The sequence below is a fragment of the Microbacterium sp. SYP-A9085 genome (assembly GCF_009649635.1).
Classification (GTDB): domain Bacteria; phylum Actinomycetota; class Actinomycetes; order Actinomycetales; family Microbacteriaceae; genus Microbacterium.
Window position 1 is genome coordinate 63,099 of the sequence record NZ_WJII01000006.1, and the last position, 13,476, is coordinate 76,574.

At 71.9% G+C, this 13,476-nt stretch carries 9 protein-coding genes; all 9 read left to right on the forward strand.

The annotated features are described in order from the left end of the window. Window positions 1-92 precede the first annotated feature (92 nt). Window positions 93-4,811: a DEAD/DEAH box helicase gene (locus GH740_RS11865; RefSeq protein WP_153746452.1), complete on the forward strand. Its 4,719-nt coding sequence runs from the start codon at window positions 93-95 to the stop codon at window positions 4,809-4,811. Beyond that, window positions 4,804-5,577, forward strand: a complete 774-nt coding sequence (locus GH740_RS11870; protein ID WP_367641532.1) for a DNA-formamidopyrimidine glycosylase family protein — start codon at window positions 4,804-4,806, stop codon at window positions 5,575-5,577. The genes GH740_RS11865 and GH740_RS11870 overlap by 8 nt, the downstream gene beginning before the upstream one ends. 181 nt (window positions 5,578-5,758) lie before the next feature. Beyond that, window positions 5,759-6,940 carry an ABC transporter ATP-binding protein gene (locus GH740_RS11875; protein ID WP_367641533.1) on the forward strand — a complete coding sequence of 394 codons (1,182 nt, stop codon included), beginning with the start codon at window positions 5,759-5,761 and terminating at the stop codon, window positions 6,938-6,940. 26 nt (window positions 6,941-6,966) lie between these two features. Further along, entirely contained in the window at window positions 6,967-8,154 is a 1,188-nt protein-coding gene (locus GH740_RS11880; protein WP_153746319.1) for a spermidine/putrescine ABC transporter substrate-binding protein, read from the forward strand. Further along, the gene (locus tag GH740_RS11885; RefSeq protein ID WP_367641534.1) at window positions 8,147-9,037 is read left to right on the forward strand and encodes an ABC transporter permease; all 891 of its coding nucleotides are present in this window, start codon (window positions 8,147-8,149) and stop codon (window positions 9,035-9,037) included. Before GH740_RS11880 ends, GH740_RS11885 begins: the two co-directional genes overlap by 8 nt. Further along, complete coding sequence (locus GH740_RS11890; RefSeq protein WP_367641535.1) at window positions 9,034-9,987, forward strand: ABC transporter permease; 954 nt, start codon at window positions 9,034-9,036, stop codon at window positions 9,985-9,987. The genes GH740_RS11885 and GH740_RS11890 overlap by 4 nt, the downstream gene beginning before the upstream one ends. Window positions 9,988-10,026: 39 nt before the next feature. Next, window positions 10,027-11,679, forward strand: coding sequence for an amidohydrolase (locus tag GH740_RS11895; protein WP_153746320.1), 1,653 nt, complete (start codon window positions 10,027-10,029; stop codon window positions 11,677-11,679). A gap of 5 nt (window positions 11,680-11,684) precedes the next feature. Then, a complete protein-coding gene (locus GH740_RS11900; protein WP_367641536.1) occupies window positions 11,685-13,118 on the forward strand; it encodes an NAD(P)/FAD-dependent oxidoreductase in 1,434 nt (477 codons plus the stop codon). Then, entirely contained in the window at window positions 13,115-13,465 is a 351-nt protein-coding gene (locus GH740_RS11905) for a cupin domain-containing protein (protein ID WP_367641537.1), read from the forward strand. Before GH740_RS11900 ends, GH740_RS11905 begins: the two co-directional genes overlap by 4 nt. Window positions 13,466-13,476 lie beyond the last annotated feature (11 nt).

Here is a 13,476-nt window from a genome sequence, read left to right on the forward strand (position 1 = left end):
TCGACACGATCGGCTCCCTTCCGCGGAGATCGTGGGTGGCAAAGAACCTCTACCTTATCCCGGATGTCTGCGGCAGCGGCGAAGATAAGAGGATGGGCGACGTGCTGGACCGCTTCGGCGACGCGACGCGGGCGTGGTTCCGCAGCGCTTTCGCCGCTCCCACCGACGCCCAGCGCGGCGCGTGGGAGGCGATAGCGGCCGGAAAGCACGCGCTCGTGGTCGCCCCGACCGGCTCCGGCAAGACGTTGTCGGCATTCCTCTGGGCGATCGACAGCGTCTTCCATGCCCGGCAGGCGGAGCCTCCCGCGGCCGACCGGTCGACATCCCGGGGCGACCGACGCGCACAGGCGGCGCACCGCACGCGCGTCCTGTACGTCTCGCCGCTGAAGGCGCTGGGCGTGGATGTCGAGCGCAACCTGCGCTCCCCGCTGGTCGGCATCGCGCAGCAGGCGCGGCGGCTCGGGGTGAGCGTGCCCGAGGTCACCGTGGGCGTCCGCTCCGGAGACACGCCCGCCGCCGACCGCCGCCGGCTCGTCACCGCACCGCCCGACATCCTCATCACCACCCCGGAATCCCTCTACCTGATGCTCACGAGCCAGGCGTCGGAGACGCTGCGGGGCGTCGACACCGTGATCGTCGACGAGATCCACGCGGTGGCGGCCACCAAGCGGGGCGCGCACCTGGCCGTCAGCCTCGAACGGCTCGACGACCTCCTCGAGCGTCCCGCCCAGCGCATCGGCCTGTCCGCGACCGTGCGTCCCATCGACGAGGTGGCGCGGTTCCTCGGCGGCGCGGCGCCCGTCGAGATCGTCGCGCCGCGCGCCTCGAAGACGTTCGAGCTGCAGGTGGTCGTGCCCGTCGACGACATGCTCAATCCCCCGCCGCCGCCGGCGGCATCCGCCGAGCCCACCCATGAATCGCGAACCCACCAGCGTTCGCCGATGGGTTCGGCAGCAGAGGGTGGGGTCGGCGCGGTTGACGGCGACGGCGACGGGGGGAGCCCGTGGTACGGGAGCGAGAGCACGGAGATGACCGGCTCGATCTGGCCGCACGTCGAGGAGGCGATCGTCGACCGGGTCCTCACGCAGCGCTCGACGATAGTGTTCGCGAACTCGCGACGGCTCGCCGAACGCCTCACCGGCCGGCTGAACGAGATCTACGCGGAGCGCCTCGGCCTGGACATCCCCGACCAGACGGTGCCGGCCGCGATGATGGCGCAGGCGGGAGCGACGGCGGGGGTCGCCCCGGTGCTCGCGAAGGCGCACCACGGCTCCGTGTCGAAGGAGCAGCGGGCGCAGGTCGAGGACGAGCTCAAGAGCGGCGTGCTGCGCTGCGTCGTGGCGACCTCGAGCCTCGAACTCGGCATCGACATGGGCGCCGTGGACCTGGTGATCCAGGTGGAGGCGCCGCCGTCGGCGGCATCCGGGCTGCAGCGGATCGGACGCGCCGGGCACCAGGTGGGCGAGACGAGCCGCGCCGCGCTGTTCCCCAAACACCGCAGCGACGTGCTGCACACCGCGGTGGTCACCGAGCGGATGCTCGCGGGGCAGATCGAGTCGATAGCGGTGCCGCAGAACCCGCTCGACATCCTCGCCCAGCAGACCGTCGCCGCGTGCGCGGTCGGACCGGTCGACGTCGAAGGATGGTACGAGACGGTGCGGCGCAGCGCGCCGTTCCGGGCGCTGCCGCGCTCGGCGTACGAGGCGACGCTCGACCTGCTGGCGGGCCGGTTCCCGTCCGACGAGTTCGCGGAGCTGCGCCCGCGGGTGGTGTGGGACCGGGACCACGGCACCCTCACCGGACGTCCCGGTGCGCAGCGCATCGCCGTCACGAGCGGCGGCACGATCCCCGACCGTGGCCTGTTCGGTGTGTTCGTCGCCGGTGAGAAGGTGGGCGCCCGGGTCGGCGAGCTGGACGAGGAGATGGTGTACGAGTCGCGCGTGAACGACGTGTTCACGCTCGGCACCACGAGCTGGCGGATCGTCGAGATCACCCACGATCGCGTCAACGTCGTTCCCGCGTTCGGGCAGCCGGGCAAGGTCCCGTTCTGGCACGGGGACGGGATCGGCCGGCCCGCCGAGCTCGGCGAGGCGCTCGGCCGGTTCTCGCGCGAGGTGTCCGCCGCCGCCCCCGACAAGGCACGCACCCGGCTCGTGGAGTCGGGCATGGACGAGAACGCGATAACGAATCTGCTCGGGTACCTCGCCGAGCAGCGCGCGGCCACCGGAACGCTCCCGACCGACACGACGCTCACGGTCGAACGCGGCCGCGACGAGGTCGGCGACTGGCGGGTCATCCTGCATTCCCCGTACGGCATGCAGCTGCACGCACCGTGGGCGCTGGCCGTGAACGCCCGCATCCGGGAGCGCCTCGGCGTCGACGGATCGGCGGTCGCCGGCGACGACGGCATCATCGCGCGGATCCCGGATGCCACGGCCACCCCGCCCGGCGCGGACCTCTTCGTGTTCGAGCCCGACGAGATCGACCAGCTCGTCACCGACGAGGTGGGGGGCTCGTCGCTGTTCGCGTCGCGCTTCCGCGAGTGCGCCGCGCGGGCCCTGCTGATGCCGCGCCGCAACCCCGGCCGCCGCAGCCCGCTGTGGCAGCAGCGCCAGCGCGCCGCGCAGCTGCTCGAGGTCGCCCGGCGGCATCCGACGTTCCCGATCATCCTGGAGACGCTGCGCGAGGTGCTGCAGGACGTGTACGACCTGCCCGCCCTGCTGCGCCTCATGCGCGGGATCGGCGAGCGCCGCATCCGCCTGATCGAGGTCGAGACGCCGCAGCCGTCGCCGTACGCGCGCGACCTGCTGTTCGGATATGTCGGCGCGTTCATGTACGAGGGTGATTCGCCGCTCGCCGAGCGCCGCGCCGCCGCGCTGTCGGTCGACCCGGCACTGCTGTCCGAGCTGCTCGGCAAGGTCGAGATGCGCGAGCTGCTCGACCCGGAGATCATCGCGCAGTACGAGCGCGAGGTGCAGCGGCTCGACCCCGAGCGCCGCGTGCGGGGCGTGGAGGGCGTCGCGGACCTGCTCCGGATGCTGGGCCCGCTGGATGCCACGGAGGTCGCGGCCCGCCTCGAGGACTCCCCGCTCGCCGAGCCGGGCGGCGCGGAGCCCGACCCGGGCGCGTACCTGGACGCGCTGATCGCCGCCCGGCGCGCGATCCCGGTCACCGTCGGCGGCGCCTCCCGGGTCGCCGGCATCGAGGACGCGGGCCGGCTGCGGGACGCCCTGGGCACGGCGCTGCCGGTCGGCATCCCGACCGCGTTCCTGGAGCCGGTGCCCGATCCGCTGGGCGATCTCGTCGCCCGATACGCCCGCACGCACGGGCCGTTCCGCGCCGACGCCGTCGCCGACCGCCTCGGCGTGGGGGTGGCCGTTGCCCGGCTGACCCTGCAGCGGCTGGAGGCCGCGGGGCGCGTCACCAGCGGGTTCTTCCTGCCGGAGGCATCCGGGTCCGACGACACCGAGTGGTGCGACACCGAGGGACTGCGCCGTCTGCGGATGCGCAGCCTCGCCGCGATCCGCGGGAGTGTCGAGCCCGTCCCTCCGCAGGCGTTCGCCCGGTTCCTGCCGGCGTGGCAGCACCTCGCCCGGCCGCTGGAGGGCATCGACGGGGTGGCCGCCGTGGTCGAGCAGCTCGCGGGGGTGCCGATCCCCGCCAGCGCATGGGAGTCGCTGGTGCTTCCCGCTCGGGTCCGCGACTATGCCCCGGGGATGCTCGACGAACTCACGGCGACCGGCGAGGTCGTCTGGTCGGGGCACGGCGCGCTGCCCGGTCGCGACGGCTGGGTCGCCCTGCACCCCGCCGACGCCGCACCGGTGACGCTCGCTGACCCGGTCGGCGAGATCGTGCCGGGGTCGCTCGAGGAGCGCCTGCTCAACATCCTGGGCGCGGGCGGCGCGTACTTCGCGGGGCAGCTGCGGACGCTCGCGGATGCCGAAAACGAGCAGTCCGTGATCGAGACGCTGTGGGCGCTGACCTGGGCCGGACGGGTCACGAACGACACTTTCGCGCCGCTGCGGACGCTGTTGTCCGGCGGCACGCAGGCGCACAAGATCTCCCGGCGCACCCCGCGCGGCCGCCTCTACCGCGGAGCGTCCGCGACCCGGGTCTCGGCGCCGCCGCGCCCGCCCGCGATCGGCGGCCGCTGGTCGCTGCTGCCCGACCCCGAGGCCGACCCGGCCCTGAGGGCGACCGCCGCGGCGAGTCTGATGCTCGACCGCTACGGCGTCGTCACGCGAGGGTCCGTCCAGGCCGAGCAGATCCCCGGCGGATTCGCGCAGATGTACCGGATCCTCGCCGGGTTCGAGCAGGCCGGGCACTGCCGCCGTGGCTATGTGATCGAGAAGCTGGGAGCCGCGCAGTTCGCCACCTCCGCCACCATCGACAGGCTGCGCGAGTTCTCCGGCCTGGCCGATCCGCCGCCGCGCGCCGCCATCACGCTCGCCGCGGCCGACCCCGCCAATCCGTACGGCGCCGCGCTCGCCTGGCCGGCGCTGGAGGGCAGCGCGCACCGGCCCGGGCGCAAGGCCGGCGCGCTCGTGGTGCTCGTGGACGGCGCGCTGGTGCTGTATCTGGAGCGCGGCGGCAAGACCGCTCTCGCTTTCACCGACGACGACGAGGCGCTGGCGGCGGGATGCCGCAGCCTCGCCGACACCGCACGGGCGCGGCGCCTGGAAACCCTGACGGTCCAGCAGGTGAACGCGGAGGTCGTCTTCGGCAGCCCGGTCGGACGCGCCCTCCGCGCGGCGGGATTCGTCGAGTCGACGCGCGGGCTCACGCTGCGGAAGGCGCCCGGGCGTGCCTGAGGGCGACACCGTCTGGCAGACCGCCCGCCGCCTGCACGCGGCGCTGGCCGGGCACGAGCTGACGCGCTTCGACCTGCGGGTGCCGCAAACGGCCACCGTCGACCTCACCGGACAGGTGGTGCGCGAGGTCGTGCCGCGGGGCAAGCACATCCTGCATCGCATCGGCGAGTGGACGCTTCACTCCCACCTGAAGATGGAGGGCATCTGGGTCGTCCTCGCCCCCGGCGGCCACTGGCCCCGGCCGACCCACCAGGCCCGCGCGATCCTGTCCACCGCCTCGTGCGACACCGTCGGGTTCGACATCGCCGAGATCGCCGTTGTGCACACCCGCGACGAGCCCACGCTGATCGGCCACCTCGGCCCCGATCCGCTGGCACCGGACTGGGATGCCGCCGAGGCGGCACGACGCCTCGGCGTCGACCCGCGACCCGTGCACGTCGCCCTGCAGGACCAGCGCAACCTCGCCGGGCTCGGCAACGAGTACGTCAACGAGGCACTGTTCGTCCGCGGCATCCTGCCCACGACCCCGGCGACACAGGTCGACGCCGCCGCCCTTGTCGAGACGGCGGCCCGGATGCTGCAGGCCAACCGGGACCGCCCGGTCCGCACTTTCACCGGCGACAGCCGGCGCGGGCACAGCCGGTGGGTGTACGGACGCGAGGCGCGGCCGTGCCTGCGCTGCGGCACGCCGATCAGCGGCGGCCGCCTCGGCGCCGACCCGACGCGCCAGCGGGTGGTCTACTGGTGCCCGTCCTGCCAGCGCTGAGCGGCTCGCGCGGCGCGGAATCGACCCTTTCCCGGACAGACTGTATGAGCGCCTCCCGCGGACAGGCGAATCCGTCCGTTTCGCGCCCGCCCCTGCTTGCATCCGGGGGCCGGCCGGGATTGAATCTCGGGACAGGGCGACGCAGCCCGCCGGAGGGCGACGACGCCCGGAGGAGGTTCAGGTGGCCACGACCAGCCCGGCCCGCCCCGCCACGGACATCGACGTGGACGAGATGCCCGGCGCTGTGCGCCTGGACCGCCTGACGAAACGCTATGGCGACCAGACCGCCGTGGACGACCTGTCCCTGGACATCCGTCCCGGCGAGTTCCTGTCCCTGCTGGGCCCGTCGGGATGCGGCAAGACGACGACCCTGCGCATGATCGCCGGATTCGAGGAGCCGGACGCCGGCGACATCCTGATCTCCGGACGATCCGTCCTGGGGCACCCGCCGTACCGGCGGAACGTGAACACCGTATTCCAGGCGTACGCGCTGTTCCCGCACATGACGGTGGCCGAGAACGTGGCCTACGGCCTGCAGCAGAAGCGTGTGCCGAAGGCCGAGATCCGCGAACGGGTGACCTCCGCGCTCGGAATGGTGCAGATGCGCTCGTTCGCCGACCGACGGCCTGCGCAGCTCTCCGGCGGCCAGCAGCAGCGGGTCGCGCTGGCCCGCGCGCTTGTGAACCGCCCCGCCGTGCTGCTGCTGGACGAGCCGCTGGGGGCCCTGGACCGGCAGCTGCGCGAGGAGATGCAGCTCGAGCTCAAGCTCATCCAGGCGCAGCTGGGCATCACTTTCGTGTTCGTCACCCACGACCAGGGCGAGGCCCTGTCGATGAGCGACCGGGTCGCGGTGATGCGGTCCGGCCGCATCGAGCAGCTGGCCGATTCCGACACGATCTACAGCGCACCCGCGTCCGCATACGTCGCGGCGTTCGTCGGGCAGCAGAACTTCTTCGACGGGACCGTCACCGCCGACGGCGCGGCCGTCGAGTCCGCGCACGCCGTGCTGCGCCCCGCGCAGCGGATCACGGGCATCTCTCCCGGCCTGCAGGCGCGCGCCGCCGTGCGCCCCGAGTTCGTCGAGATAGTGACCTCCAGGCCGGCCTCCGCCGCCAACGTCGCCGAGGGACGCGTGATCGGTGTCTCGCATCTGGGCGAGACGATGCAGTACCTCGTGCAGTTCGGGCGGGAGATGTCGATCATCTCCCGCCGGCCCACCCCGGACGCCCCGCGCGTCGCGGTGGGCGCCACGGTGTGGTGCACATGGCGCCCCGAATCCGTGCAGGTCTTCCCCGTGGACGACTCCGCCGCCCACGGCGGCTTCGTCGAACCGCCCACCACCCGCAGCATCCGTACCCGCTGACACTCGACCCGGCGAGAGGAAATGCCATGACCGAACACAACCCCGTCCGCATCCTGGCCGACCACGGCACGGCGAACCGCATCGTGTCTGACATGAGCCGCCGCGGATTCTTCTCCCTCGTCGGTGTCGTCGGCGGCACGGCCCTGCTCGCGGCGTGCACGCCCGGCGGCGGCCCCGGCGGCAAGACGACGCCGCGGGCCAGCGGCGGGAAACTCGAGGGCTCGCTGTCGATGTACTCGTGGGGCGACTACGACGCCCCCGAGGTGCTCAGCGCGTTCACGAAGGAGCTCGGGCCGAAGCTGACAGTGGACTCGTTCGGCTCGAACGAGGAGCTGATCGCCAAGCTGGTGGCCGCCAAGGGCACCGGCGGCTACGACATCATCGTCCCCACCGGGGCCTTCATCCCGCAGATGGTCCAGAACAACCTGCTGATGAAGCTGAACAAGGACCTCATCCCGAACCTGTCTCACATGGACCCCGCGTTCCTCGGCCGCAGCTGGGACAAGGGCAACGACTACTCCATCTGCAAGGCGTGGGGCACCACCGGGTTCGTCTACGACACGACGAAGATCAGCCGCGAACTGAAGACGTGGGCGGACTTCCTGGACTGCGCGCAGAAGGAGGCCAGCGGCAAGACCAGCGTGCTGGACGACCCCGCCGAGATCACCGGCATGTACTACTGGTCGCACGGCATCGACTGGAACACGACCGACACCGCCGACATCGACAAGTGCGAGGACTTCATCGTGACCAAGCTCGCCCCGCACATCGCCGCGTTCGACTCGTACCCGGGCAGCGGCGCCATCCCGCAGAGCGCACACGCGCTCATCCAGGTGTGGAACGGCGACGCCCGGCAGGGCATCCTCGCGTCCGACAAGCCGGACAAGTGGCAGTGGGTGCTGGGTGCCCCCACCACGGAACTGTGGATGGACAACTGGGCCATCTCTTCGACGGCCCCGCACCCCGAGGCCGCGCACGCGTTCATCAACTTCGTGCTCACGCCCGAGAACCAGATAAAGAACGTCGACTACATCGGGTACCACACCGGCGCGAAGGACATCGAGGCCACCGCTAAGAGCGAAGGCCTGGAGATGCTCGACCTGGTGTTCTTCACCCAGGCTCAGCTGGCCACCATGAAGGACGGCGAGGTCAACTCGGCGCAGGAGCGCACCGTCGACATCTACAACAAGGCCAAGGCCGCCGCCGGTGCGTAGAGCGCGCCTCCCCGGCTTCATCCTCGCCGTCCCGGCGTGGCTGTGGCTGCTGGCGTTCTTCGTCGCCCCCGTGCTCGTGGTGTTCTGGTACAGCTTCGGGTACAAGCCGGGACTGTTCGGCACCCACGCCAACGACAAGCTGTCGCTGGACCGGTACGCCGAAGTGCTCACCCCGACGTTCTTCGACACGTTCTGGAACACGCTGTGGATCGGCATCGCCGGGACGCTGCTGTGCTTCCTGATCGGGGCGCCGGTGGCCTACTGGATGGCTCTGAAGGCCCCCGCGCACCGGAAGGGCCTGCTGCTGGCGCTGGTCCTGGTCCCGTTCTGGACGAACTTCCTCGTGCGCACGATCGGGTGGATGGTGGTGCTGTCGCCGGAGGGATGGATCTCGCACGCCATGCAGGCGATCGGGCTCGCACCGCTGGACATCCTGTACACGCGACCGGCGGTGCTGTTCGGGGTGGTCTACAACTATCTGCCGCTGATGATCCTGCCGCTGTTCGTCGCGTTCGACCGGGTCGAGCTCTCGGTGCGCGAGGCATCCAAGGACCTCGGCGCGAGCAAGTGGCGCACATTCACGCGCATCACGTTCCCGCTGGCCCGGCCCGGCATCGTCGTCGGGGCGCTGCTCGTGTACATCCCGCTGATGGGCGACTACATCACCGCGACCGTGCTCGGCGGCGCGAAGGGGAACATGGTCGGCCAGCTCGTGGCATCCCAGTTCCAGACCGCGCAGAACTGGGCGCTCGGCTCGGCCATGGCGGTCATGCTGATCCTCATCATCCTCGCCTCGGTGGCCCTGATCGCGGGCCTGCTGTGGCTGGCCGCACTCCCGTTCCGCCTGCACAACCGGATCATCGTCGAGGAGCTCGCGTCATGACATCCGTCGAACCCGGGATGGGGACCCTACCGGCGGCGGCGGTCGACCTCGAGCGCGGCGTCGACCTCGCGCACGCCGGGGCTGACCGTGCAGCGCCGAACCCGCACGGGCGGCGCCGGGCGATGACCGACCGGCTGCTGACGGCGTGGAGCGTGCTCGTGTACGTGTTCCTGTTCACGCCGATCCTCGTGATCGTCATCTACTCGTTCAACAACGGCCGGCTCCTGGTCGCGTTCGACAGCTTCGGCGTCGACGGATACCTCGCCCTGTTCCGCAAGCCCGTGATCGCCGACGCCGTCATGGTGTCGCTGCGCACCGGCGCGATCGCCGCGGTGCTCGCGTCGCTGCTGGGCACGCTCGCGGGCATCGCGCTGGCCCGGCGCCCCGGGAAGTGGACGTTCTGGTTCATCGGGATGCTGCTGCTGGTGGCGGTCACCCCGGAGATCGTCGACGCCGTGTCGCTGCTGCCGTGGCTCGTGTTCCTCGGTCAGGACGTCGGGATGTCGTTCTTCAACGACGGCACGTTCCGCCTCGTGATCGGCCACTCGCTGTTCTCGGTCGCCGTCGTCACCTACATCGTGCGGGCACGGCTCGTCGGTCTGCCGGCGAACCTGGAGGAGGCCTCGGCGGACCTGTACGCGCCGCCGCTGCGCACGTTCCTGCGCGTGACGCTGCCCCTGGCGATGCCCGCGGTGCTGGCCGGACTCCTGCTCTCGTTCACGTTCAGCCTCGACAACACCGTCGTCTCCGCGTTCGTGCAGGTCTCCGGCTCGACACCGTGGCCCGTGTACGTCCTCAGCTCGCTGCGCAGCGGCCTGCGGCCCGAGATCGCCGGCGTCTCCACGATCATGCTCGTGGTCACCCTGCTCGCGCTGTCCGTCGTCGCCGTCGTCCTGCGCCGCGCCGGAGATTCCGCCGCCGACATCGCCCGCACGATGGCCGGCGGGTGATCCCCCCGCTGTGCAGATCCACCCCGTGAAGGAGTCATGATGCCGTACGCCGATCTCGTGTTCACCGGCGGGCCCGTCTTCACCGCGAATACCGTGCGCTCCCGCGCCGGCGCGGTCGCCGTCTCCCGCGGGCGCATCGTCGCCGTCGGGCACGACCTCGACGAGCTCGTCGGCCCGAGCACCGAGGTCGTCGACCTGGCCGGGCGGATGCTGGTGCCCGGCTTCCAGGACGCGCACGTGCACGCGGTCTGGGGCGGGCTGGACCGGCTGCGGTGCGACCTGTCCCCGTACGCGTCGCAGCCCGAGTACCTCCAGGCGCTGGCGGCGTTCGCGGCCGCCCGCCCCGACGACCCGTGGATCCTCGGCGGCGGCTGGTCGATGTCGGCGTTCCCGGGCGGCACGCCCACAGCATCCGCCCTGGACACCGTCATCCCGGACCGGCCCGCGTTCCTGCCCAACCGCGACGGTCACGGCGCGTGGGTGAACAGCGCCGCGCTGCGGCGGGCCGGCATCGACCGCGACACCCCGGACCCCGCCGACGGGCGCATCGAGCGCGACGCCGACGGGAACCCCACCGGCACGCTGCACGAGGGCGCCATGAGCCTCGTCAACCGTCTGCTGCCGGCCGAGCCGCCCGAGCGCATGGTCGAGGCGCTGCTGGAGGGTCAGCGGTACCTGCACTCGTTCGGGATCACCGCGTGGCAGGACGCGATCATCGGCTCCTATGGGGACGCCGGCGATCCGGGTCCCGCGTACGTCACCGCCGGCGCCGACGGGCGACTCACCGGCAGGGTCGTGGGCGCGCTGTGGTGGGACCGCACCGCGGGGCTGGAGCAGATCCCGTCGCTCGTCGAGCGTCGCGAGCGCTATCGTGCGGGTCGGTTCGCCGCCACCAGCGTCAAGGTGATGCAGGACGGCGTCGCGGAGAACTTCACGGCGTCGATGCTGGAGCCGTACGGCGACGGGCACGGACATCCCACCGACAACTCGGGCATCTCGTTCGTCGCGCCGGAGGTGCTGAACGAGGCGGTGCCGGAGCTGGACGCGCTCGGGTTCCAGGTGCATTTCCATGCGATCGGGGATCGTGCGGTGCGCCAGTGCCTGGATGCCGTCGCCCACGCGCTGGACCGCAACGGCCCGGGCGACAACCGGCACCACATAGCGCATCTGCAGATCGTGCACCCCGACGACGTGCGGCGGTTCCGCGACCTCGGGGTCGCCGCGAACATGCAGTCGCTGTGGGCGACGCTCGAACCGCAGATGGTGGAGCTGACCCTGCCGTTCCTCGGCGAGCCGCGCAGCGGCTGGCAGTATCCGTTCGGGGATCTGCAGCGCTCGGGCGCGGTCCTGGCGGCCGGCAGCGACTGGTCCGTGTCCAGCCCCAATCCGCTCGCGGCGATCCACACGGCCGTGAACCGCAAGGCCGCGCCGGGCTTCGAGGAGGGCGAGTACGACGCGTTCCTGCCCGAGCAGTCCATCGACCTCGCGACGTCGCTGACCGCCTACACGGCCGGCTCGGCGTGGGTGAACCACCTGGACGAGGCCACCGGGACGATCGAGGTCGGCAAGTACGCGGATCTCGCGCTGCTGGACCGGGACCCGTTCGCCGGCCCCGCCGACGAGATCGGCGCGACCCGCGTGCTGCAGACGTTCGTGGAGGGCGAGCGGGTGTTCGCCGCCGATCGGAGCTGATATCCGTGGGAACCACCGTCTTCGAACGGAACCGTCCGGCGGCATCCGTCATCGCCCACTCCCTCTCCGGCACCGCGCCCTCCGTGTTCTGGCGCGACGACCTCCCGGCCGCGCTGACCCCGGACCGCCCGCCGCTGGCGGGCACCATCGACGCGGACCTCGCGGTGGTCGGCGGCGGCTACACCGGACTGTGGACGGCGCTGCTGGCGGCGGAGCGGATGCCGGGCGCGCGGATCGTCGTGCTCGAGGCGCAGCGGGTGGGCTGGGCGGCGTCGGGGCGCAACGGCGGGTTCTGCGAGACGAGCCTCACGCACGGCCGGGAGAACGGGATGTCGCGCTGGCCGGCCGAGATGCCGACGCTGGAACGGCTCGGCATGGAGAACCTCGACGAGATCGAGGGCGCCGAGGCCCGGTACGGCATGGATTTCCACTTCGAGCGCACCGGGGAGTTGTCCCCCGCCGTCGAGCCGCACCAGGTGCAGTGGCTGCGCGAATGGGCGGACGACGCCGGCGACGACGTCGTCTACCTCGACCAGGATGCCGCGCGCGCCGAGGTCGCCTCGCCCACGTACCTCGCCGCCGTGTGGGAGAAGCGCACGTGCGGGATGCTGCATCCCGCCCGCCTGGCCGCCGAGCTCGCCCGCGTCGCCGAGGAGCGCGGGGTCGAGATCTTCGAGCGCACGCGCGTCCGCCGGCTGCAGACATCCCGCACCGGCGGCGTCACCCTCGCCTGCGTGGACGGAGGGGTGCGTGCGACGCAGGCGGTGCTCGCCACGAACGTGTTCCCGTCGCTGCTGGCCCGCAATCGGCTGATGACGGTGCCGGTCTACGACTACGTCCTGATGACCGAGCCGCTGACCGCGCAGCAGCGCGCGTCGATCGGCTGGCAGCACCGGCAGGGCATCGGCGACCTGGCGAACCAGTTCCACTACTACCGGCTCACTCGCGACGACCGCATCCTGTTCGGCGGATACGACGCCGTGTACCACTTCGGTCGCAAGGTGCGCGCCCACCACGAGGACCGGCCGCAGTCGTTCGAGACGCTCGCGAGTCACTTCTTCACGACGTTCCCGCAGCTGGAGGGCCTGCGCTTCAGCCACCGCTGGGCCGGCGCGATCGACACCAGCACGCAGTTCACCGCGTTCTTCGGCACTGCCCGCAGCCGCCGCGTCGCCTATGCGGCGGGGTTCACCGGGCTCGGCGTCGGCTCGACCCGGTTCGCCGCGGAGGTGATGCTCGACCTGCTGGCGGGCGTGGAGAACGAGCGGACGGCGCTGCGGATGGTGCGCACGAGGCCGCTGCCGTTCCCGCCGGAGCCCGCCGCGGCCATCGGCATCAACGCCACCCGCTGGGCGCTCGATCGCGCCGACCACCGCGAGGGGCGACGCAACCTGCTGCTGAAGACGCTGGACGCCGTCGGACTGGGGTTCGACTCGTGACGAGGCTGGACGCGGGATCCCCCCGGGTCGCGGCATCCCTGTCCCTCACCGACGATCCGGTCCCCGCCGACAAGGTGCGCGCGGGCGCGCCGCGCACCGGCTGGCTCGCGCTCGACGAGACCGAGGCCCGCACGATCGGCGTGTGGGAGCACACGCCCGGGGTGTCGACGGATGTCGAGGACGACGAGGTGTTCGTCGTGGTGGCGGGCGCCGGCACCCTCGAGTTCACCGACCCGCCGCTGCCGGCGGTCGAGCTGCTGCCGGGCACCATCGTGCGACTGACGGCGGGGATGCGGACGGTGTGGACGGTCCGCGAGACGCTGCGCAAGGTGTCCATAGCGCCCTGACCTCGCACCTG